The following is a 22739-nucleotide window of genomic DNA, read 5'->3' on the forward strand; positions in this document are numbered from 1 at the left end:
CTTCCGGACTCCGACGGGAGCTACAGCCCCAGCTTGGCGTCCTGGAGCCGGGCCACCGCCTCCTTGTCGCCGTCCAGCTCGACCTTGGCGGCGTGCTGCCGCCCGAACAGGAAGAGCGTCAGCTCGCCCGGCTCGCCGGTGACCGTGACGACCGGCGTGCCGCGGTGCGCCACCGCGGTCTGCCCGTCCGGGCGCCGCAGCACCAGGCCCACCGGGGCCTTCCGCCCCAGCACCCGGGCCATCCGCTCGATGCGGGACCACAGCACGTCGGCGAAGACGGGGCTCAGCTCGCGGGGCCCCCAGTCCGGCGCGGCGCGCCGCACGTCCTCCGCGTGCACGAAGAACTCCACCGTGTTCGCCGCCTCGTCGATCTGCTTCAGGGCGTACGGCGACAGCCGCGGCGGACCGGTCCTGATCAGCCGGATCAGCTCGTCGTACGGCTTGGCGGCGAACTCGGCCTGCACCCGCTCCAGCCGGGACGCCAGCGGCTTGATCACCAGGCCGCCGGCCGCGTCCGCGCGCCGCTCGCGCACCACCACGTGGGCGGCCAGGTCACGGGTGGTCCAGCCCTCGCACAGCGTCGGCGCGTCGGGACCGGCGCTCTCCAACAGATCGGCGAGAAGAAGTCGTTCACGCTTGGCATGGGTCGACATGGCCTCACCCTACGGCGGGCCCCGCCGTCCGTGCCATGACGCCGCACGGTCCCTTCCGTGCCCCGCGTCACAGGTGCAAGAGGATCACCGTCATCACCAGAACGGCCGCCGCGAAGACCGCGCACACCACGATCGTGGCCACCTTGGCCACCCTGTCGTCGTCCGGGGGCGGGTACTGGTCGTTCATGCCCGCATGATGCCGCACGGCACAATGGAGGGCATGAGCAGCAGCCCCGCCACCCCGTCGCCGTCCGGCACCTCCCTCGATCCGGCCATCGCCGACCGGCTCAAGCGCACGCCCGACGGCCTGGTCCCGGCCATCGCACAGCAGTACGACACCGGTGAGGTGCTGATGCTCGGGTGGATGGACGACGAGGCGCTGCACCGCACGCTGACCACCGGGCGCTGCACGTACTGGAGCCGCAGCCGCCAGGAGTACTGGGTCAAGGGCGACACCTCGGGGCACTTCCAGCACGTGAAGTCCGTCGCCCTGGACTGCGACGCGGACACCGTGCTGGTCAAGGTCGACCAGGTCGGCGCGGCCTGCCACACCGGCGCGCGGACCTGCTTCGACGAGGACGTACTGCTCGCGGAGGGCTGACAGGGCGGATCAGTAAGCGGACGGAGCCCGCGTCCGCCACTGATCGCTACTAGGATCCGCTGTCATGACCACGGGAACCACCGGCACCGCGACTCCGGACCTCGAAAACTTCCGCACCCTCGCGAAGGACCGCCGGGTCATCCCGGTCACCCGGCGGCTCCTCGCCGACGGCGACACCCCGGTGGGCCTGTACCGCAAGCTGGCGGCCGAGCGCCCCGGCACCTTCCTCCTGGAGTCCGCGGAGAACGGCCGCAGCTGGTCCCGGTACTCCTTCATCGGCGTCCGCAGCGCCGCGACCCTGACCGCCCGCGACGGGCAGGCCCACTGGCTCGGCACCCCGCCGGTCGGCGTGCCCACCGGCGGCGACCCGCTCGCCGCCCTGCGCGAGACCATCCAGACGCTGCACACCCCGCGCGACCTCATCGAGGGCCAGGGCCTGCCGCCCTTCACCGGCGGCATGGTCGGCTACCTCGGGTACGACATCGTCCGCCGCCTCGAAAAGATCGGCGACTCCACCGAGGACGAGCTCCGGCTGCCCGAGCTGACCATGCTGCTCACCTCGGACCTGGCCGTACTGGACCACTGGAACGGCACGGTCCTGCTGATCGCCAACGCGATCAACCACAACGACCTGGACACCGGGGTCGACGAGGCGTACGCGGACGCGGTGGCCCGGCTGGACACCATGGCGTACGACCTGAGCCGCCCGGCCCCCTCGAACGCCGCGTCCCTCCCCGCCTCCGAGCTGCCCGAGTACACCGCGAAGTGGGGCGGCGACGCCTTCAAGGACGCGGTCGAGGACATCAAGGAGCGCATCCGGGCCGGCGAGGCGTTCCAGGTCGTGCCCTCGCAGCGCTTCGAGACGCCGTGCACGGCCTCCGCGCTGGACGTCTACCGGGTGCTGCGGGCCACGAACCCCAGCCCGTACATGTACCTCTTCCGCTTCGAGGGCGGCGTCGACGTCGTCGGCTCCAGCCCGGAGGCGCTGGTCAAGGTCGAGGACGGGCAGGCCATGGTGCACCCGATCGCCGGCACCCGGCCGCGCGGCGGCACCCCGCAGCTGGACCAGGCCCTCGCCGACGAGCTGATCGCCGACCCGAAGGAGCGCGCCGAGCACCTGATGCTCGTCGACCTGGGCCGCAACGACCTGGGCCGGGTCTGCGAGCCCGGCAGCGTCGAGGTCGTGGACTTCATGTCCATCGAGCGCTACAGCCACGTCATGCACATCGTGTCCACGGTCACCGGCAAGGTCGCCGAGGGCCGCACCGCCTTCGACGTGCTGACCGCCTGCTTCCCCGCCGGCACGCTCTCCGGCGCCCCGAAGCCGCGCGCCCTGCAGATCATCGAGGAGCTGGAGCCGACCCGGCGCGGCGTCTACGGGGGCTGCGTGGGCTACCTGGACTTCGCCGGCGACTCCGACACCGCCATCGCCATCCGCACGGCCCTGCTCCGCGACGGCACGGCGTACGTCCAGGCCGGCGCGGGCATCGTCGCCGACTCCGACCCGGAGGCGGAGGACGCCGAATGCCGCAACAAGGCGGCGGCGGTCCTGCGGGCCGTGAACACGGCGAATCATCTGAGCACCTGATGCCCGCCGGACCCGCGCGGAAGGCCGGCCGGCGAGGTGCGCGATAGTGGTACATGTGAGTGCCGTACCCCCGCCCCGCACCGACGCCCCCGCCGTGTCGGCCGACCCCCCGTCGGTCAGGCCCGCGCGGAAGGCCCTCGCCCTCGCCCTCCTCCTCGGAGCGCTCGGCGCCGCCCTCGCCCTGTTGTCCTCCGGCCGTACCTGGGCCACCGCCACCGCCGTGGTCGCCCAGGGCGAGCTGCCGCAGAAGGCGACGGGCCAGGACGTCACCGGCGTGCCCGGCGCGCTCGCCGTGGTCGGGCTCGCCGCGCTGGTCGCCGTCTTCGCCGTGCGCGGCGCGGGCCGCGTCGCCGTCTCCGCGCTGCTGGCGCTGAGCGGCGCCGGTACCGTCGTCGGCGCCCTCCTCGGCAACGCCGACACCTCCGCGCTGAAGGCCAAGGCCGCCACCGCCACCGGCATGAGCGGCGCCGGCGTCCACGACGTCGCGCACACCGCCTGGCCGTGGGTGGCCGCGGGCGGCGGCGCGCTGCTGCTGGTCGCCGGGCTGCTGGCGCTGGTGTACGGGCGGCGCTGGCCTGCCATGTCCGGGCGCTACGAGCGCACGGGCACCGGCCCCCGCGGCCCGCGCCGCGCCGCCAGGCAGCCGGACCTGGACCGTCCGGAGGAGATCTGGAAGTCGCTGGACCGGGGCGAGGACCCCACCGCCTAGGGCGTGTCCGCACCGTCCTGTCACCGGTCCGCACCGACCCGATGGCGGGTCCGCGCCCCGCATCAGGGACAATGATTCCGAGCGAACGCCGCGCCCCGACCCAGGCGCGAGAAAGCAACGAGGAGCACTCATGTCGAGCAATGGCCACGGCCACGGACACACCCCGGCTGCCTGGACCGGCGTCATCATTTCGTTCATCGGCTTCTGCGTCGCGGGCGTCTTCACGGTGCTCGCCAACGTGCCCGGCTTCTGGGCCGGCATCGTTCTCATCTTCGCCGGTGCGGTCGTCGGCGGCCTGATGCGCATGGCGGGCATGGGCTCCGAGCCCAAGCGCACCAAGGGCAGCCCCGCTCCGCAGCAGAGCTGACCGCCCGTCCGGACGCCCGGCGCCCGACGACGAAGGCGCGGCTTCCCGGCCGCCCGCACGCCCCGCGCCCATGGCGCGGAACGGCCCGTGCGGCGGCGGGAAAGCTGCGCCTTCGCGCGTAGCGGGGAACAATCGGGACCGTGACCGAACCCGTGGCGCGCAGCCCGCAGCACCCGCCCCCGGCCCCTGCCGGACGCGTCGGCGCCGCGCGCCGTCTCGCGGCCCCGCTGGGCGCCCTGGCGGCGGTCCTGGCGGCCTTCGCGTACGTCGGCGCGGTCGACCCCAACGAGGCGGGGCACTACCCCGTCTGCCCGCTGCTGCGGCTCACCGGCCTGTACTGCCCGGCGTGCGGCGGGCTCCGCAGCGCGCACGCGGTGGTCCACGGCGACCTGGGTGCGGCGCTGGGCGCCAACGCCCTGGCAGTGCTCGGCTACGCCGCGTTCGCGGTGTTCTGGGCGGTCTGGCTGGTGCGGGCCGGCCGCGGGCTGCCCGTCGCCGGGCCGCGGCCGAGACCCGTCCACTGGTGGCTCGTCGGCGGTGTCGTGCTGCTCTTCACGGTGGTGCGCAACCTGCCCGCCGGATCGGCCCTCGCCCCGTGATCCGCGCCGTTTTCACGCCCTCCGGAGCGCGCTCGCGCGGCCGGTACCTGTCCATGTGGTGGGACCGCCGGCAGGCGGATGCGGGGCTACCGCTCCTGGCCGGATACCATCGGAGTGCCTGCTGGGAGCGCACCGCGTCCCCGAAGGCACCAGACATCCTCCACCGCTCAAGAAGGAGGCCGCTCGCGTGAGTGTGCTCGACGAGATCATCGACGGAGTCCGCGCCGACCTCGCCGAGCGACAGGCGCGCGTCAGCCTCGACGAGCTGAAGGAGCGGGCGCAGAAGGCCGCCCCCGCCAAGGACGGCGTGGCGGCCCTCAAGGGCGACAGCGTGCGAGTGATCTGCGAGGTCAAGCGCTCCAGCCCGTCCAAGGGCGCGCTGGCCGCCATCGCCGACCCGGCCGGGCTCGCCGCCGACTACGAAGCGGGCGGCGCGGCCGTCATCTCCGTCCTCACCGAGCAGCGCCGCTTCGGGGGCTCGCTGGCCGACCTGGAGGCCGTCCGGGCCAAGGTCGACATCCCGATCCTGCGCAAGGACTTCATCGTCAGCGCGTACCAGCTCTGGGAGGCCCGCGCGTACGGCGCCGACCTCGCGCTGCTCATCGTGGCCGCGCTGGAGCAGGAGGCGCTGGTCTCGCTCATCGAGCGGGCCGAGTCGATCGGGCTGACCCCGCTGGTCGAGGCGCACGACGAGGAAGAGGTCGAGCGCGCGGTGGCCGCCGGGGCGAAGATCATCGGCGTGAACACCCGCGACCTGAAGACCCTCAAGGTCGACCGCGGCAACTTCGGCCGCGTCGCCCCCGAGATCCCGGACCACATCGTCAAGATCGCCGAGTCCGGCGTCCGCGGGCCGCACGACCTCATCGCGTACGCCAACGAGGGCGCGGACGCCGTGCTCGTCGGCGAGTCGCTGGTCACCGGCAAGGACCCGAAGGCCGCCGTCGCCGACCTCGTCGCGGCCGGCTCGCACCCCGCCATCCGGCACGGGCGGGACTGACCTCTGATGACCGCCGCCCGCACCCAGCCGCCGTTCCCGGGCCTGCGCCCGGCAGCGGTCAGCGCCGCGCGCCTGCCGCACGCGGCGCTGGGGCGCGGGTGCAGGCCGCGCGGCTGCCGGGCACCCGCGCGCCGCATCCACGGACGCCGCGTCCGGTACCACATCGGCTCGGAGCCGGGGCAGATCAACGGGCGCCGATGGCGCCGTACGGCCGCGCCGTGCGCGGGCTCGCACGCCTGACCGGACACCCCCGCGGGTGCTCCGGCGGAGTGTGACACCCGGGCCCGTGGCGCGCGGCACGTAGCTTGATGCCCGTATTTCGAGATATCGAGACTTCCGGGGCGTATGCGTGCGCCCCGAACGAGGAGTACGTCGGATGTCCTCTGACTTCTTCATTCCCGACCCCGAGGGCCGGATCCCCAGTGCCCAGGGGTACTTCGGTGCCTTCGGCGGCAAGTTCATCCCCGAGGCGCTGGTCGCCGCGGTCGACGAGGTCGCCGAGGAGTACGAGAAGGCCAAGGCGGACCCCGCCTTCGCGGCCGAGCTCAACGACCTGATGGTCAACTACACCGGCCGGCCGAGCGCCCTCACCGAGGTGCCGCGGTTCGCGGAGCACGCGGGCGGCGCGCGGATCTTCCTCAAGCGCGAGGACCTGAACCACACCGGCTCGCACAAGATCAACAACGTGCTGGGCCAGGCGCTGCTCACCAAGCGCATGGGCAAGACCCGCGTCATCGCCGAGACCGGCGCGGGCCAGCACGGCGTCGCCACCGCGACCGCCTGCGCCCTCTTCGGCCTCGAATGCACCATCTACATGGGCGAGATCGACACCGAGCGGCAGGCGCTCAACGTCGCCCGGATGCGGATGCTCGGCGCCGAGGTCATCGCCGTGAAGTCCGGCAGCCGCACGCTGAAGGACGCGATCAACGAGGCGTTCCGCGACTGGGTCGCCAACGTCGACCGCACGCACTACCTCTTCGGCACGGTCGCCGGGCCGCACCCCTTCCCCGCCCTCGTGCGCGACTTCCACCGCGTCATCGGCGTGGAGGCGCGCCGGCAGCTCCTGGAGCGCGCCGGGCGGCTGCCCGACGCGGCCGTGGCCTGCGTCGGCGGCGGCTCCAACGCCATCGGCCTCTTCCACGCCTTCCTGCCCGACGAGAGCGTGCGCCTGATCGGCTGCGAGCCGGGCGGCCACGGCGTGGAGACCGGCGAGCACGCGGCCACCCTCACCGAGGGCACCCCGGGCATCCTGCACGGCTCCCGCTCCTACGTGCTCCAGGACGAGGACGGCCAGATCACCGAGCCGTACTCGATCTCCGCGGGCCTGGACTACCCGGGCATCGGCCCGGAGCACTCCTACCTCAAGGACGTCGGGCGCGCCGAGTACCGCGCCGTCACCGACGACGCGGCCATGCAGGCGCTGCGGCTGCTCTCGCAGACCGAGGGCATCATCCCCGCCATCGAGAGCGCGCACGCGCTCGCCGGTGCGCTGGAGGTGGGCCGCGAGCTGGGCAAGGACGGGCTGATCCTGGTCAACCTGTCCGGCCGCGGCGACAAGGACATGGACACGGCCGCGCGCTACTTCGGACTGTACGACGCGCCCGCCGACGCCGCGGTCGAGGCGGACGACACCGACGCCACGGACACCGCGCTCGGCGCGCACCACGAGGGGACCAAGTGATGGCGGGCAACGTCGAACTGCTGAGCTCTGTACTGGCCGGCGCGAAGGCCGAGGGCCGCGCCGCTCTGGTCGGGTACCTCCCGGCCGGCTTCCCGACCGTGGACGGCGGGGTGCGTGCCGTCACCGCGATGATCGAGGGCGGCTGCGACGTCGTCGAGGTCGGCCTGCCGCACAGCGACCCGGTGCTGGACGGCCCGGTCATCCAGACCGCCGACGACATCGCGCTGCGCGGCGGCGTCAAGATCGTCGACGTGATTCGTACGGTCGGCGAGGCGCACGCGGCGACCGGCGCGCCGGTGCTGTGCATGACGTACTGGAACCCGGTCGACGCGTACGGCGTGGAGCGGTTCGCCGCCGACCTGGCCGCCGCGGGCGGCGCCGGCTGCATCCTGCCGGACCTGCCGGTCGAGGAGTCCGAGGTGTGGCGGAAGGCCGCCGAGCAGCACGGCCTGGCCACGGTCTTCGTGGTCGCGCCGAGCAGCCGGGACGAGCGGCTCGCGAAGATCACCGCGGCCGGTACGGGCTTTGTGTACGCGGCGTCGCTGATGGGCGTCACCGGTACCCGCGAGTCCGTCGGCCGGGAGGCCCAGGACCTGGTCACGCGCACCCGCGCCACCACCGACCTGCCTGTCTGCGTCGGCCTCGGCGTCTCCAACGCCGATCAGGCGGCGGAGGTCGCGCAGTTCGCCGACGGGGTCATCGTCGGCTCCGCGTTCGTGAAGCGGCTGCTGGCGCACGAGGGCGACCTGGAGGCCGGGCTCGCGGGCGTACGCGAGCTGGCCGGGGAGCTGGCGAAGGGCGTACGGGCGCACGCGCCGGTGTCGTAACGCCCGCCCCCGGCGTGTGTAAAGCCCACGCCGGGCGGGTCCCTCGATAGGACGAAAACCGGGGCGGAGGGGCGCAGTCGCGTCCCTCCGCCTCGTTTTTCCCGGGTGTGAGCCAGAAATCCCGAGCCGATGGCAGCGCCCGCGAGCGGCTGCAGGCACAGCGCGAGAAGGAAAAGGCCCGCGCCCGGCGCGGCAGGCAGGCGAAGGTCGCCGGGGCGGTGGTCGTCGTCCTGGCGGTGGCCGCCGGCATCGCCCTCTGGGCGTCGTCGACGGGCGATGACAAGAGCGCGCCGGTCGCCGCGCCGAAGGGGGCGACGGGCGGGGCCAAGCCGATGGTCACCGTCGGCGAGAAGAGCGCCCCGTCCACGCTCCAGGTGTGGGAGGACTTCCGCTGCCCCGCCTGCAAGCAGTTCGAGACGGGCTTCCGCTCGGTCCTCCATGAGCTCCAGGACAACGGCCAGCTGCGGACCGACTACCACCTCGCCCTGCTCATCGACGGCAACATGGGCGGCAAGGGCTCGCTGAACGCCGGGAACGCGGCCCTGTGCGCGCAGAACGCCGGCAAGTTCCGCGATTACCACGACGTGCTGTTCAGCAATCAGCCCCCCGAGCAGCAGGACCGGTACGCGAGCAAGAAGTATCTGATCCAGCTGGCGGGGAAGGTCCCGGGCCTGGTGACGCAGGACTTCCGCTCCTGCGTGCAGGACGGGAAGTACAACGGCTTCGTGCAGAAGTCGCAGGAGGCGTTCCAGAGCGGCGGCTTCCAGGGCACCCCGACCGTCCTGCTGAACGGGAAGAACCTCTTCGCGGACCAGAGCGCGCAGGTGACCCCGCAGAAGCTGAAGCAGATGGTGCTGGACGCGAACAAGAAGAAGTGAGCGGGAGGGGCAGGAGAGAGAAGCACGGCGGAGAAGTGCCGTACGGGGGGTCGTTACTGAGCCGTTGCGGGGTGGGTTGCCGCCCGGCCCGCCCGGCGCGGTAGCGTCAGGGCTGCCATGAACCTCGCATTCATTCCCAGCCCGTCGACCGGCGTCTGGCACCTCGGCCCGATCCCGCTGCGCGGCTACGCATTCTGCATCATCATCGGCGTTTTCATCGCCGTCTGGCTCGGCAACAAGCGCTGGATCCAGCGCGGTGGCCGGAGCGGGACGGTCGCCGACATCGCCGTGTGGGCGGTGCCGTTCGGCCTGGTCGGAGGGCGGCTCTACCACGTCATCACGACGTATGAGCCGTACTTCGGCGAGGGCGGCGACCCGATCAAGGCGTTCTACGTCTGGGAGGGCGGCCTCGGGATCTGGGGCGCGATCGCGCTGGGCGCGGTGGGTGCCTGGATCGGCTGCCGCCGCCGGGGCATCCCGCTGCCGGCGTACGCGGACGCGGTCGCACCGGGCATCGCGCTGGCGCAGGCGATGGGCCGCTGGGGCAACTGGTTCAACCAGGAGCTGTACGGCCGGAAGACGGACGTGCCGTGGGCGCTGACCATCACCTCGGACCCGACGATCGGGCGCGTGGGCGGTCACTACCACCCGACGTTCCTCTACGAGTCCCTGTGGTGCATCGGCGTGGCGCTCCTGGTCATCTGGGCCGACCGGCGCTTCAACCTGGGGCACGGCCGGGCGTTCGCGCTGTACGTCGCCTCGTACTGCGCGGGCCGGGCCTGGATCGAGTACATGCGGGTCGACGAGGCGCACCACATCCTGGGCCTGCGGCTGAACGTGTGGACCGCGCTGATCGTGCTGGTCCTGGCGCTGGTGTACATGGTGGTCTCGGCGAAGCGGTCCCCCGGCCGGGAGGCGGTCGTCGAGCCGGGAGCGGACGAGCCGGAGGACGACGCGGCGGAGGGCGCGGCCGACGGACCGGCCGACACCCCGGCGGAGAAGCCGGCCCCGGCCGACGACCCGGCCGAGGACGACGCGCCCGCCGACCGGGCGGAAGACGCGGAGCGCACGGACGGTGCCGAGCGCACCGGTAACAAGAAGTCCTAGCGCGTCCTGTCCCGGCTAGTCCGCCGGGCACAGCGGGTCGTGGTCCTCCTCGGGGGCCGCGGCCCGCTTTTCGTCGGGCGGAGCGGTGCGGGCGAGGGCCGCCGTCTCGCGGGCCAGCGCGTCGAAGCCGATGCCGTCCAGGCCGCCGATGCCGGTGGCCAGGCGATTGGCCAGCGGGGCCGTCCAGCGGGCGGGCAGCGCCGCCGGGGAGCCGGCCAGCAGGCCGGTGAGGGAGCCGGCCGTCGCGCCGTTGGAGTCCGTGTCCCAGCCGCCGGAGACGGCGCGGCAGACCGACCCGGTGAAGTCCCCGTCGGCGTGCGTGAGGGCGGCGGCGAGCAGGGCGGCGTTGGGCAGGACGTGCACCCAGTGATGCCGTCCGTACGCGGCGTGCAGCCGGTCCACCACGGCCTCGAACCCGGCCGGCGTGCGGTCGGGCGCCTCCCGGGCCGCCGTGATGCCGAACCGCACGGCCCGGGCCAGCCGGGCGCGGGGCGGGACGACGGCGAGCCCGGCCGCCAGGCACTGGTGCACATCGGCCGTGCCGCTCGCGGCCGTGGCCAGCGCGGCCGCGACGAACATCGCCCCGTACACGCCGTTGCCGGTATGGGTCAGCACCGCGTCGCGCCAGGCGGCGGCCGCGGCCCCGGCGGGGTCGCCCGGGTGCGTCCAGCCGTGGATGTCGGCCCTGATCAGGGCGCCGATCCACTCGCGGAAGGGGTTGCGGAAGCGGGCGGTGTCCGGCGGTTCGATGCCGTCGAGGAGATTGCGGTACGCGACGCGCTCGGCGGTGAACGTCCGGCCGGCGGGCAGCTCCTCCAGCCACAGCCGGGCGAGGTCGGCGGTGGTGAAGGCGTGGCCGTGGCGTTGGAGCAGGAGCAGGCCGAGCACCGGATGGTTCAGGTCGTCGTCCTCGGGCATGCCGTCGATGTTCTCGGCGAGCGAGGTGGCGCGGCTGCGGCGGTTCCACGGGTACCGGGCGGCGGTACCGGGGTCCAGCCCGGCCTCGGTGAACCAGGTGTGCAGCGGCCAGTTGGCGGTCGACCGGGCGATCTCGCGGATGCCGGCCAGCGGCAGCTTCTCGACCGGCTTGCCGAGCAGGCAGCCGGCGGCGCGGCCCAGCCAGGCGGCTTCGAGGCGGGGGAGCAGGCCGGTGGCGGCCGGAGCGGGCGGGGGCGGGACGGTCGCGGCCCGGATGGCCGCCAGGTCGGTGGGCTCGTCGGCGGCCAGCGGGGAGGGCAGCGCGGCCAGGTCGTCCAGGAGGGCGGTGGCGAGGGCCCGGAGGCGCGGCGGCGCGGGCGTGGGGGAGGCGCCGGCCCGTTCCGGCGCGGGGCCGCCGCCCGCGGTGTGCCAGCGGAGGCGGATCACGGTGGCGTCGCGGCCGTCCTCGGCGGCCTGCCGCAGCTCGTGGCCGAGCAGGTCCTCCGGCTGGACCCAGGTCACCCGCAGCGGCGCCGGCGGATACGTCACCGGGCCTCCGTGAGCGCGGCGAACGCGGCCTCGTGGGCGCGGCGGCGCGCCAGGTCGCGGTGGTGGATCTCGCAGGCGACGGCGGTCAGCGCGGCCGCGGGCGCCGCCAGGTCCAGGCGGCTGGCCCCGGAGACGGCCGCGGTCCACTCGGCGGGGACGGGGTGGCCGAGCGCGCCGACCAGGGCGCCGCTCATGGTGGCGATGGAGTCGCAGTCGCGGCCGTAGTTGACGGCGCCGAGCACCGTCTCCCGGTAGTCCCCGCCGCCGATCAGCAACAGGCCGAGCGCGATGGGGAGTTCCTCGATGGAGTGCAGCCGGGAGGGCCGCCGGGCGCCGAGGGAGGGGCGGCGGTATTCGGGGCCGACCGTGTCGAACGGCGAGACCGCGCCCCGCAGTTGAGGCAGCGCGGGCTCGTACTCCTCGTATTTGCACGCCACTTCGCAGACCGCCTCGATGGCCGTGCGGGTGCCGTCCTTGGCGAGGGCGAGGGCCGCCTCGACCACGGAGGCGGGGGTGGCGCCGGGCGTGCAGGCCGCGGCCACCGCCGCGGCGAGGACGCCGGCCGCCTCCCGCCCGTACGAGGACTGGTGCGCGCCCGCGACGTCCAGCGCCTCGGCGTAGGCGCCGCGCGGATCACCGGCGTTGACCAGGCCGACCGGCGCCATGTACATCGCGGCGCCGCAGTTGACGATGTTGCCGACGCCTGCCTCGCGGGGGTCGGCGTGCCCGTAATGGAGGCGGGTGACGAGCCACTTCTCGGCGAGGAAGACGCGCTGCAGGGGCAGCGCCTCGGCCTCCAGCTCGGGGATCCAGCGGGGGTGGGTCATCAGGTCGGGGACCAGGTGCTCGGCCACGGCGTACGCGTCGAGGTGGTCGCGGACCTGCTCGTACACCCTGATCAGCGCGTGGGTCATGAGGGTGTCGTCGGTGACGTGGCCGTCGCCTTTGTGGTACGGCGCGAGGGGGCGCGCGGTGCGCCAGTCCTCGTGCCACGGGCCGACGATGCCGCGGACCGGGCCGCCGTGCCGCTCCCGGATCTGCTCCGGGCTCCAGCCCTCGACGGGCCCGCCGAGCGCGTCGCCGACCGCGGCCCCGGCGAGGGCACCGGCGGTGCGGTCGGCGAGGGAGGGGCCGGTGGGGATCGCCGTGGTGGTGGGTGGTGCCGCGGTGTCGGTCATGGCTCGGCCGGTCCTTTCGCCAGGGGCGTCTGCGGGGTGATCAAGGGCGTCTGCGGAGTGGCCAACGGCTTTTGCGGGGTGGTGAGTTCGGTGCCTGCGAGCAGCTCGGCGAGCTCGACCAGGTCGGTGCCGGCCAGCCGGGGGAGCGCGCAGCCGGAGAGCGTGCGGCAGGCGTCGCGCCAGGCGGCGGGCAGTGCCGCGGCCCCGCCGAGGGCGCCGGTCAGCGCGCCGGCGAGGGCGGGCGCCGAGTCGGCGACGCGGGAGAGGCAGGCGGCCGCGGGCACCGCCTCCGCGGTCCGGCCGCCGCCCGCGAGGGCCAGGGCGAGGGCGACCGGCACGGTCTCGGCCGCGGCGATGCCGTAGCTGTAGACGTGGTCGACGATCTCGTGCTCCAGGGTGGGGACGAGGGCGAAGGCGGCGCCGGGGCGGCCGTCGGCGGTGGCCTCGGCCAGCCGTACGGCGTGCAGCGCGTTGCGGCGGATCTCGGTGCCTTCGGGGAGCTGGGCGAGCGCGGCCTCCACGCAGGCGGCGACGGGGGCGCCGCCGAGCGCGGCGGCAACCGCGGCGGCCATCGCGCGGGCACCGTGCACGCCGTCGCCGTCCTGGGTGTACCGGGCGTCGAACTCGGCGAGCCCGGCGGCGGCTTCCGGGTCGCCGGGATGGACGACGGCCAGTACGGCGGCGCGCACGCAGGCCGCGTCGTCGAAGAAGTGCGGATTGTCGTGGCCGGTGGCGGGCGGCCGCAGCCCGGCCGCGAGGTTGCCGAGCCCGGCGCGTACGGAGATCCGGGCGCGCAGCGGCAGTACGGCCGACTCCACCTCCGGTGCCCGGTCGGCGGCGGCCGCGATCTCGCAGGCCAGCGCGTTCCAGGCGAGGTCGAGGGCGGCCCGCATCCGGCGGTCCCGGCCGAGGTCGGAGAGGAACGCGCCGGCCGCGGTGAGCACGGAGCCGGCGGTGAAGGCGGCCCACTCGGCGTCGTCGGAGGGGCCGAGGCGGAGCGGTTCGGGTGGCTGGTTGAGGGCGATCGGCACGGGGAGGGTGGTGGTGGCGTTCTGCTCGGCGAAGGTGTCGAGCTCGCGGGTGAGGCGGCGGGTCCACTCGGGCATACGGGCGGCGCGGTGCCGTGCCGCCGGCCAGCCCGCGGCGTCCCCGGCGGCGAGGCCGAGGAGGAGTCCTTCGATGCGGCGGGCGCCGGCGCGGCCGTTGTCCCGGCAGAGGGCCGCGGCGGCGGTGCGGGGTGCGGGCTGTGTCCGGCTGCCCGCCGGTGGGGGTGCCGCTGCGCCCACCCGTGCCGCCCCAGCGGCACGACTGCCCGCAGCGGGGGTGGGAGGGGAAGCGGTGGCGGCACGACTGCCCGCAGCTGGGGTGGGGGAAGCGGTGGCGGCACGATTGCCCGCAGCTGGGGTGGGGGAGGCGGTGGCGGCGATCAGGGGCGCGGGGAACTGCGCGAACGGCCCCGACGGTGCGGCAGTCGCCCGCGGCGGGTCGGGGGCACCCCCGGCAGCGCCGCCGTCCGGGCCGGAGGTGGTCATGGCGTCTCCCGGTCCGCGGGCGTCAGCAGGTCCGCGATGTCCAGGACGTGGTAGCCCGCCATTGATGGGAGGCAGCTGCCTCGTACCGGGCCGATGACCTCGGCCCATTCCGTGGGGACGGCGGCGAAGCCGCCCAGCGCGCCGGACAGGGCGCCCGCGACCGCCGCCGTGGTGTCGGCGTCGCGGCCCATGTTGACGGCGGTGAGGACCGAGGCGGGGAAGTCGCCGGCCGCGGCGGCGAACGCGCCGAAGGCCAGCCCGACCGCCTCGGGCGCCAGGTCGGTCCAGGGGTAGCCGCCGATGACGACGGCGGACCGTACGGCGCGTTCGGTGCCGAGCCGGGTGATGCCGGGGTCCAGCCGGGAGCGCTGGGCCGCGGCGACCGCGCGGCGCAGCGAGCGCGCCGTCCAGGAATCCTCGGGGACGACGGAGAGCGCGGCGGCGATCACCGCGTCGGTGGTCCGGGCGACCATCGCGGCCGCGACCCCGGCGGCGACGGCCTGTCCGCCGTAGATGCCCTCGCCGTCGTGGCTGACCGTGCCGTCCACCGCGACCAGCCGGGCGGCCTCGGCGGGCCGGCCCGCCGCGTGTACGCCGAACGGCGCGGCCCGCATCGCCAGTCCGTCGCTCCACGCATGCCGATGCTGGGCGGAAATCGGTGCGGCCAGGCCCCGGCGGAGGTTCTCCAGAGTGCCGCGCTCGCTGAACCCGGCGCCGCGGAAGGGACCCTCGTCCAGATCGGCGATCCACTGGTGCCAGGCGGCCTCGACGTGCGCCACGGTGAGCGCCGAGCCGTGTTCGGCCAGCAGCAGGCCGGAGAAGATGGCGTATTCGGTGTCGTCGGTGCCCGCCGGGTCCTCCGCGACGAAGCCTTCGATGCGGCCCCAGCGGCGGCGGATCTGCGAGGGCTTCATGTTCTCCGCGGGCGCGCCGAGCGCGTCGCCCACGGCGAGGCCCAGCAGCGCGCCGCGGCCCCGGTCCCGCAGATCGGCGGGCCGGTCACCCGGGGTGACCGGGACGGACGTGGGGGCGTGCGGTGTGCTCATGTGCGTGCCCTTCCGCCGGCCGGTCCGGATGCGTACGCGTCTGAGGGATGGTAGGGCCGGTTTGCCGCGAATAGGGGGACATCGCGCCGGATCGGAGCGATGTCGTGATGGCCGTATCCAGTGGGTCGCGGAAAGTGGGTGTGATCCGGATCTCACGGCGAGGGCTTTGGTAAAGCCGCAGGTCAGCGCGGTAAGTACGGCCTTCCTTGCTAGCGCGAAGGGGTGTGAGGCGCCTAACTTCGAGGTGTTGCAGGGGGAAGTGCCGCTCATCGGCCCACACCTCGCGAGGGAGGGAGAGGTCCCTATGTCCGTCATTGATGTCATGGACGCGTCGGCTCCGACGCATGTCGCCCACCGTGACAACCACACGCACCGTGACGTGAACGGCGGCTGGCTGCGGCCGGCGGTCTTCGGCGCCATGGACGGGCTGGTGTCGAACCTCGCCCTGATGACGGGTGTGGCCGGCGGCTCGGTGTCGCAGCAGACGATCATCATTACGGGGCTGGCCGGGCTGGCCGCCGGCGCCTTCTCGATGGCCGCCGGGGAGTACACCTCGGTCGCCTCGCAGCGCGAGCTGGTCGAGGCCGAGCTGGCCATCGAGCGCCGTGAGCTGCGCAAGCACCCCAAGGACGAGCAGGACGAGCTGGCCGCGCTGTACGAGTCGCGCGGGGTGGAGCCGAAGCTCGCCCGCGAGGTTGCCGCGCAGCTCTCCAAGGATCCGGAGCAGGCGCTGGAGATCCATGCCCGCGAGGAGCTGGGCATCGACCCGTCCGACCTGCCCTCGCCGCTGGTCGCCGCCGCGTCCTCCTTCGGCTCCTTCGCGCTGGGCGCGCTGCTGCCGGTCCTCCCGTACCTGCTGGGCGCCTCCGCGCTGTGGCCCGCCGTGGTCCTCGCGCTGCTGGGACTTTTCGGGTGCGGTGCGGTCGTTGCACGGGTGACGGCCCGGTCCTGGTGGTACAGCGGACTGCGCCAACTGGCCCTCGGCGGTGCCGCCGCGGGTGTGACGTACGTCCTGGGCGCGCTGTTCGGAACCGCCGTAGGGTGACGCCCCTATGCGTGCAGACGCATAATTAACCTGTTACCTCGCGGTTTCAGTTTTGGTACAGCGGGCATAAGGCTCTGGCGCCGGAGGCAATGTCGCCTCGCCGGCAAACCCGCGCTGTCGGACGATGATGAGGTCTGTCCACCGCGTTCTTGATCCACCGCCCTGCGCGGTGTCCGCATGCTGGAAGCCCCTATCCGATTCACGAGATCGGGGTCATCCTGTAACCTGCACGCAAAATTTCGCGGAGGGCCAACGTCGTCCCTCGGCACTGCACATGCCACGACGACGTTGGGAGAGCCGATGCGTTCCGCGTCCACGCACTCCGCGACCACCGGCAGCGCTACCAGCGCCGCCTGGTCGCCCATGGACGGGCGCCCCGCCCAGCAGGGGATGTACGACCCGCGTAACGAGCACGACGCCTGTGGCGTCGGCTTTGTCGCGACCCTCACCGGCGAGGCGAGCCACGCACTGGTCGAACAGGCGCTGACCGTCCTGCGGAACCTCGAACACCGCGGCGCCACCGGCTCCGAGCCCGACTCCGGCGACGGCGCGGGCATCCTGCTCCAGATCCCCGACGCCTTCCTGCGCGAGAACGTCACGTTCGAGCTGCCCGAGGCCGGCGCCTACGCCGCGGGCATCGCCTTCCTCCCCTCGGACGCCGAGGAGGCCCAGGCCGCCGTCTCGAAGATCGAGACGATCGCGTCCGAGGAGGGGCTGAACGTCCTCGGCTGGCGTGTCGTGCCCGTCGCCCCGCAGCTGCTCGGCAACGGCGCCCGCGCCACCATGCCCGCCTTCTCCCAGCTGTTCGTCGCCGACGGCGAGAACACGGGCATCGCGCTGGACCGCAAGGCGTTCGCGCTGCGCAAGCGTGCCGAGCGCGAGGCCGGCGTGTACTTCCCGTCGCTGTCCGCGCGCACGATCGTGTACAAGGGCATGCTGACCACCGGGCAGCTGGAGCCGTTCTTCCCGGACCTCTCCGACCGCCGGTTCGCCACCGCCATTGCGCTGGTCCACTCGCGGTTCTCCACCAACACCTTCCCGAGCTGGCCGCTGGCCCACCCGTACCGCTTCGTCGCGCACAACGGCGAGATCAACACGGTCAAGGGCAACCGCAACTGGATGCGCGCCCGCGAGTCCCAGCTCTCCAGCAAGCTCTTCGGCGAGGCCACCGAGACGCTGGATCGCCTGTTCCCCGTCTGCACGCCGGACGCCTCGGACTCCGCGTCCTTCGACGAGGTCCTGGAGCTGCTCCACCTCGGCGGCCGCTCGCTGCCGCACTCCGTGCTGATGATGGTCCCGGAGGCGTGGGAGAACAGCCCCTCCATGGACCCGGCCCGGCGCGCCTTCTACCAGTACCACTCCACGATGATGGAGCCCTGGGACGGCCCGGCCTGCGTCACCTTCACCGACGGCACCCAGGTCGGCGCGGTCCTGGACCGCAACGGCCTGCGCCCCGGGCGTTACTGGGTCACCGACGACGGCCTCGTCGTGCTCTCCTCCGAGGTCGGCGTCCTGGACATCGACCCCGCCAAGGTCGTCCGCAAGGGCCGTCTGCAGCCCGGCCGGATGTTCCTCGTGGACACCGCCGAGCACCGCATCATCGAGGACGACGAGATCAAGGGCGCCCTCGCCGCCGAGCACCCGTACGCGGAGTGGCTGGAGGCCGGCGAGATCGAGCTCGAGGACCTCCCCGAGCGCGAGCACATCGTGCACACCCACGCCTCGGTCACCCGCCGCCAGCAGACCTTCGGCTACACCGAGGAGGAGCTGCGCGTCCTCCTCGCGCCGATGGCCAAGGCCGGTGCCGAGCCCATCGGTTCGATGGGCACGGACTCGCCGATCGCCGCGCTCTCCGAGCGTCCCCGGCTGCTCTTCGACTACTTCACCCAGCTGTTCGCGCAGGTCACCAACCCGCCGCTGGACGCCATCCGCGAGGAGCTCGTCACCTCGCTGATCTCCTCGCTGGGCCCGCAGGGCAACCTCCTGGAGCCGACCGCGGCCTCCTGCCGCAGCGTCACCCTGCCCTTCCCGGTGATCGACAACGATGAGCTGGCCAAGCTCATCCACATCAACGCCGACGGCGACATGCCGGGGATGACGGCCGTCACCCTCTCCGGCCTGTACCGCGTGCACGGCGGCGGCGAGGCTCTCGCGGCCCGGATCGAGGAGATCTGCGCCGAGGCCGAGGCCGCCATCGAGGACGGCGCGCGTCTGATCGTGCTGTCCGACCGGCACTCCGACGCCGAGCACGCGCCGATCCCGTCGCTGCTGCTCACCTCGGCCGTCCACCACCACCTCATCCGTACGAAGCAGCGCACCCAGGTGGGTCTGCTCGTCGAGGCCGGTGACGTCCGCGAGGTGCACCACGTCGCGCTGCTGATCGGCTACGGCGCCGCCGCGGTCAACCCGTACCTGGCCATGGAGTCCGTCGAGGACCTGGTCCGCGCCGGCACCTTCCTGTCCGACGTCGAGGCCGAGACCGCCATCAAGAACCTGATCAAGGCGCTCGGCAAGGGCGTCCTGAAGGTGATGTCCAAGATGGGCATCTCCACCGTCGCCTCCTACCGCGGCGCGCAGGTCTTCGAGGCCGTCGGCCTGGACGAGGAGTTCGTCGACACCTACTTCCACGGCACCGCCACCAAGATCGGCGGCGCGGGCCTGGACATCATCGCCAAGGAGGTCGCCCAGCGGCACGCCAAGGCGTACCCGGCCTCCGGCATCGCCCCGGCGCACCGCGCGCTGGACATCGGCGGCGAGTACCAGTGGCGCCGTGAGGGCGAGCCGCACCTGTTCGACCCGGAGACCGTCTTCCGCCTGCAGCACTCCGCGCGCTCGGGCCGGTACGACATCTTCAAGAAGTACACCGAGCGGGTCAACGAGCAGTCCGAGCGGCTGATGACGCTGCGCGGCCTGTTCGGCTTCAAATCCGACCGCCCCTCGATCCCGATCGAGGAGGTCGAGCCGGTCAGCGAGATCGTCAAGCGGTTCTCCACCGGCGCCATGTCGTACGGCTCCATCTCGCAGGAGGCGCACGAGACCCTCGCCATCGCCATGAACCAGCTGGGCGGCAAGTCCAACACCGGTGAGGGCGGCGAGGACCCGGAGCGCCTGTACGACCCGGCGCGCCGCTCGTCCATCAAGCAGGTCGCCTCCGGCCGCTTCGGCGTGACGTCCGAGTACCTGGTCAACTCCGACGACATCCAGATCAAGATGGCCCAGGGCGCCAAGCCCGGTGAGGGCGGTCAGCTGCCCGGCCACAAGGTCTACCCGTGGGTCGCCAAGACGCGTCACTCGACGCCGGGCGTGGGCCTGATCTCCCCGCCGCCGCACCACGACATCTACTCCATCGAGGACCTGGCTCAGCTGATCCACGACCTCAAGAACGCCAACCCGCAGGCCCGCATCCACGTGAAGCTGGTCTCCGAGGTCGGCGTCGGCACGGTCGCCGCGGGTGTCTCCAAGGCGCACGCGGACGTGGTCCTGATCTCCGGCCACGACGGCGGTACGGGTGCCTCCCCGCTCACCTCGCTGAAGCACGCGGGCGGCCCCTGGGAGCTCGGCCTCGCCGAGACCCAGCAGACGCTGCTGCTCAACGGCCTGCGCGACCGCATCGTCGTGCAGACCGACGGCCAGCTGAAGACCGGCCGCGACGTGGTCATCGCCGCCCTGCTGGGCGCCGAGGAGTACGGCTTCGCGACCGCCCCGCTGGTGGTCTCCGGCTGCGTCATGATGCGCGTCTGCCACCTGGACACCTGCCCGGTCGGCATCGCCACGCAGAACCCGACGCTGCGCGACCGGTTCAGCGGCAAGGCCGAGTACGTCGTGAACTTCTTCCAGTTCATCGCCGAGGAGGTCCGCGAGCTCCTCGCCGAGCTGGGCTTCCGCACGCTGGAGGAGGCCGTCGGCCACGCCGAGCTGCTGGACACCACCAAGGCCGTGAACCACTGGAAGGCGCAGGGCCTGGACCTGGCCCCGCTGCTGCACGTGCCCGAGCTGCCCGAGGGCGCCGTCCGCCACCAGATCACGGTGCAGGACCACGGCCTGGAGAAGGCGCTCGACAACGAGCTGATCAAGCTCTCCGCCGACGCGCTCGCCGCGGACACCGCGGAGCAGGCCCAGCCCGTACGGGCGCAGGTCGCCATCCGCAACATCAACCGCACGGTCGGCACCATGCTGGGCCACGAGGTGACGAAGAAGTTCGGTGGCGCGGGCCTGCCCGACGACACCATCGACATCACCTTCACCGGCTCGGCCGGCCAGTCCTTCGGCGCGTTCCTGCCGAAGGGTGTCACCCTCCGCCTGGAGGGCGACGCCAACGACTACGTCGGCAAGGGCCTGTCCGGCGGCCGCGTCATCGTCCGCCCGGACCGCGGCGCCGACCACCTGGCCGAGTACTCCACGATCGCGGGCAACACCCTCGCCTACGGCGCCACCGGCGGCGAGCTGTTCCTCCGCGGCAAGGTCGGCGAGCGCTTCTGCGTCCGCAACTCCGGCGCCACGGTGGTCTCCGAGGGCGTGGGCGACCACGGCTGCGAGTACATGACCGGCGGCAACGCGGTCGTGCTCGGCGAGACGGGCCGCAACTTCGCGGCCGGCATGTCCGGCGGTTTCGCCTACGTCATCGACCTGGACAAGGCCAACGTCAACAAGGAGCTCGTCTCCGCGGTCCACGACACGCTGGACGAGACCGACAAGCAGTGGCTGCACGACGTGGTGCGCCGCCACCAGGAGGAGACCGGCTCCACCGTCGCCGAGAAGCTCCTCGCCGACTGGGATGCCGCTGCCGCGCGCTTCAGCAAGGTCATCCCGCCCACGTACAAGGCAGTGCTCGCCGCCAAGGACGCCGCTGAGCAGGCCGGACTCTCCGAGTCCGAGACCCACGAGAAGATGATGGAGGCGGCGACCAATGGCTGACCCCAAGGGCTTCCTGAACCACGACCGCGAGGTCGCCGAGACCCGTCCTGTCGAGGAGCGGGTCAAGGACTGGAACGAGGTCTACCGGCCCGGCTCCCTGCTGCCGATCATCAGCAAGCAGGCGTCGCGCTGCATGGACTGCGGCATCCCGTTCTGCCACAACGGCTGTCCGCTGGGGAACCTCATCCCCGAGTGGAACGACTACGCGTACCGCAACGACTGGGAGGCCGCGAGCGAGCGGCTGCACGCGACCAACAACTTCCCGGAGTTCACCGGTCGCCTCTGCCCCGCGCCGTGCGAGGCCGCCTGCGTGCTGGGCATCAACCAGCCGCCGGTGACCATCAAGAACGTCGAGGTCTCCATCATCGACAAGGCGTGGGACAACGGGGACGTCACCCCGCAGCCGCCCGAGCGCCTGTCCGGCAAGACCGTCGCCGTCATCGGCTCGGGCCCGGCGGGTCTCGCCGCGGCCCAGCAGCTGACCCGCGCGGGTCACACCGTCGCCGTCTACGAGCGCGCGGACCGTATCGGTGGTCTCCTCCGCTACGGCATCCCCGAGTTCAAGATGGAGAAGCGGCACATCAACCGCCGCATCGAGCAGATGCGCGCGGAGGGCACCAAGTTCCGCACCGAGACGGAGATCGGCCGCGACATCGACGCGGCGAAGCTGCGCCGTCGCTACGACGCCGTCGTGATCGCCGCGGGCTCGACCACCTCCCGCGACCTGCCGGTGCCCGGCCGCGACCTCAAGGGCATCCACTTCGCGATGGAGTACCTCCCGCTCGCGAACAAGGTCCAGGAGGGCGACCTCACCACGTCCCCGATCTCCGCCGAGGGCAAGCACGTCGTGGTCATCGGCGGCGGTGACACCGGCGCGGACTGCGTCGGTACGGCGCACCGCCAGGGCGCGGCCTCCGTGACCCAGCTGGAGATCATGCCCAAGCCGGGCGAGGAGCGGAACGAGAACCAGCCCTGGCCGACCTTCCCGATGCTCTACAAGGTCACCTCCGCGCACGAGGAGGGCGGCGAGCGGATCTACTCCGTCAACACCACCCACTTCGAGGGCGACGAGGACGGCAACGTCCAGTGGCTGCACCTGGTCGAGGTGGAGTTCAAGGACGGCAAGCTCGAGCAGAAGCCCGGCACCGAGCGGAAGATCCCCGCTCAGCTGGTCACCCTCGCGATGGGCTTCACCGGTACCGACAAGGAGAACGGCCTCGTCGAGCAGTTCGGCCTGGAGCTGGACGAGCGCGGCAACATCGCGCGCAACGCCGAGTTCGAGACCAACGTCCCCGGTGTGTTCGTCGCCGGTGACGCGGGCCGCGGCCAGTCGCTGATCGTGTGGGCCATCGCCGAGGGCCGCTCCGCGGCCAAGGGCGTGGACCGCTTCCTGACCGGCGCGTCCTCGCTGCCCGCTCCGATCAAGCCGACGGACCGCGCACTGACCGTGTGACGCACTGTGTGACACACCGTCACCCCTGAATGTCCCGCACAACGGAGTGCGGAACAACGCGGCGCCTGCCCCTTCCCCGACCGGTGAGGGCAGGCGC

The 22739-nt window shown here is 73.0% G+C and carries 19 protein-coding genes; 14 read left to right on the plus strand and 5 right to left on the minus strand.

Going from position 1 to position 22739, the window contains the following annotated elements; genetic code table 11:
- Positions 1 to 20 precede the first annotated feature (20 nt).
- Complete coding sequence (locus ACIGXO_RS29545) at positions 21 to 653, minus strand: TIGR03085 family metal-binding protein (protein ID WP_399792863.1); 633 nt, start codon at positions 651 to 653, stop codon at positions 21 to 23.
- 211 nt (positions 654 to 864) lie between these two features.
- Here ACIGXO_RS29545 and hisI point away from each other — a divergent pair, with 211 nt between their 5' ends.
- The 11 genes from hisI to lgt all read left to right on the plus strand — a co-directional run bounded on the left by hisI (position 865) and on the right by lgt (position 10007).
- Positions 865 to 1254, plus strand: a complete 390-nt coding sequence (gene hisI, locus ACIGXO_RS29550) for a phosphoribosyl-AMP cyclohydrolase (RefSeq protein WP_399793297.1) — start codon at positions 865 to 867, stop codon at positions 1252 to 1254.
- Positions 1255 to 1318: 64 nt separating this feature from the next.
- Positions 1319 to 2842: an anthranilate synthase component I gene (locus ACIGXO_RS29555; RefSeq protein ID WP_399792865.1), complete on the plus strand. Its 1524-nt coding sequence runs from the start codon at positions 1319 to 1321 to the stop codon at positions 2840 to 2842.
- Positions 2843 to 2897: 55 nt separating this feature from the next.
- A complete protein-coding gene (locus ACIGXO_RS29560) occupies positions 2898 to 3551 on the plus strand; it encodes a TIGR02234 family membrane protein (protein WP_399792867.1) in 654 nt (217 codons plus the stop codon).
- A 130-nt stretch (positions 3552 to 3681) separates the two neighbouring features.
- The gene (locus ACIGXO_RS29565) at positions 3682 to 3918 is read left to right on the plus strand and encodes an HGxxPAAW family protein (protein WP_399792869.1); all 237 of its coding nucleotides are present in this window, start codon (positions 3682 to 3684) and stop codon (positions 3916 to 3918) included.
- A 140-nt stretch (positions 3919 to 4058) separates the two neighbouring features.
- Positions 4059 to 4517 carry a DUF2752 domain-containing protein gene (locus ACIGXO_RS29570; protein WP_399792871.1) on the plus strand — a complete coding sequence of 153 codons (459 nt, stop codon included), beginning with the start codon at positions 4059 to 4061 and terminating at the stop codon, positions 4515 to 4517.
- Between the two features lie 187 nt (positions 4518 to 4704).
- Positions 4705 to 5514 carry an indole-3-glycerol phosphate synthase TrpC gene (trpC, locus tag ACIGXO_RS29575; RefSeq protein ID WP_399792873.1) on the plus strand — a complete coding sequence of 270 codons (810 nt, stop codon included), beginning with the start codon at positions 4705 to 4707 and terminating at the stop codon, positions 5512 to 5514.
- A 6-nt stretch (positions 5515 to 5520) separates the two neighbouring features.
- Positions 5521 to 5754: a tryptophan biosynthesis modulator TrpM gene (gene trpM, locus ACIGXO_RS29580; RefSeq protein WP_399792875.1), complete on the plus strand. Its 234-nt coding sequence runs from the start codon at positions 5521 to 5523 to the stop codon at positions 5752 to 5754.
- A 136-nt stretch (positions 5755 to 5890) separates the two neighbouring features.
- Positions 5891 to 7195, plus strand: coding sequence for a tryptophan synthase subunit beta (gene trpB, locus ACIGXO_RS29585; RefSeq protein ID WP_399792877.1), 1305 nt, complete (start codon positions 5891 to 5893; stop codon positions 7193 to 7195).
- The gene (trpA, locus tag ACIGXO_RS29590; protein ID WP_399792879.1) at positions 7195 to 8022 is read left to right on the plus strand and encodes a tryptophan synthase subunit alpha; all 828 of its coding nucleotides are present in this window, start codon (positions 7195 to 7197) and stop codon (positions 8020 to 8022) included. The genes trpB and trpA overlap by 1 nt, the downstream gene beginning before the upstream one ends.
- Before the next feature lie 107 nt (positions 8023 to 8129).
- Entirely contained in the window at positions 8130 to 8900 is a 771-nt protein-coding gene (locus ACIGXO_RS29595) for a DsbA family protein (RefSeq protein ID WP_399792881.1), read from the plus strand.
- Positions 8901 to 9017: 117 nt separating this feature from the next.
- On the plus strand, positions 9018 to 10007 hold the full coding sequence (gene lgt / locus ACIGXO_RS29600) for a prolipoprotein diacylglyceryl transferase (protein ID WP_399792883.1): 990 nt from the start codon (positions 9018 to 9020) through the stop codon (positions 10005 to 10007).
- Positions 10008 to 10022: 15 nt separating this feature from the next.
- Here lgt and ACIGXO_RS29605 read toward each other — a convergent pair whose 3' ends face one another.
- Genes ACIGXO_RS29605 through ACIGXO_RS29620 form a run of 4 tightly spaced genes read right to left on the minus strand, consistent with a single transcriptional unit; the run spans position 10023 to position 15230 of the window.
- Complete coding sequence (locus ACIGXO_RS29605) at positions 10023 to 11474, minus strand: ADP-ribosylglycohydrolase family protein (RefSeq protein ID WP_399792885.1); 1452 nt, start codon at positions 11472 to 11474, stop codon at positions 10023 to 10025.
- Positions 11471 to 12652, minus strand: coding sequence for an ADP-ribosylglycohydrolase family protein (locus ACIGXO_RS29610; RefSeq protein WP_399792887.1), 1182 nt, complete (start codon positions 12650 to 12652; stop codon positions 11471 to 11473). Before ACIGXO_RS29610 ends, ACIGXO_RS29605 begins: the two co-directional genes overlap by 4 nt.
- Positions 12649 to 14184 carry an ADP-ribosylglycohydrolase family protein gene (locus ACIGXO_RS29615; protein ID WP_399792889.1) on the minus strand — a complete coding sequence of 512 codons (1536 nt, stop codon included), beginning with the start codon at positions 14182 to 14184 and terminating at the stop codon, positions 12649 to 12651. Before ACIGXO_RS29615 ends, ACIGXO_RS29610 begins: the two co-directional genes overlap by 4 nt.
- Positions 14181 to 15230, minus strand: coding sequence for an ADP-ribosylglycohydrolase family protein (locus ACIGXO_RS29620; protein ID WP_399792891.1), 1050 nt, complete (start codon positions 15228 to 15230; stop codon positions 14181 to 14183). Before ACIGXO_RS29620 ends, ACIGXO_RS29615 begins: the two co-directional genes overlap by 4 nt.
- A gap of 304 nt (positions 15231 to 15534) precedes the next feature.
- Between ACIGXO_RS29620 and ACIGXO_RS29625 the strand changes: the two genes are divergently transcribed.
- The 3 genes from ACIGXO_RS29625 to ACIGXO_RS29635 all read left to right on the plus strand — a co-directional run bounded on the left by ACIGXO_RS29625 (position 15535) and on the right by ACIGXO_RS29635 (position 22642).
- Entirely contained in the window at positions 15535 to 16275 is a 741-nt protein-coding gene (locus ACIGXO_RS29625; RefSeq protein ID WP_399792893.1) for a VIT1/CCC1 transporter family protein, read from the plus strand.
- Between the two features lie 300 nt (positions 16276 to 16575).
- On the plus strand, positions 16576 to 21189 hold the full coding sequence (gltB, locus tag ACIGXO_RS29630) for a glutamate synthase large subunit (RefSeq protein WP_399792895.1): 4614 nt from the start codon (positions 16576 to 16578) through the stop codon (positions 21187 to 21189).
- Complete coding sequence (locus ACIGXO_RS29635; RefSeq protein WP_399792897.1) at positions 21182 to 22642, plus strand: glutamate synthase subunit beta; 1461 nt, start codon at positions 21182 to 21184, stop codon at positions 22640 to 22642. The genes gltB and ACIGXO_RS29635 overlap by 8 nt, the downstream gene beginning before the upstream one ends.
- Positions 22643 to 22739: the final 97 nt, after the last annotated feature.

It is taken from the genome of Streptomyces sp. NPDC053542 (genome assembly GCF_044544685.1).
In the GTDB taxonomy this organism is placed as follows: domain Bacteria; phylum Actinomycetota; class Actinomycetes; order Streptomycetales; family Streptomycetaceae; genus Streptomyces.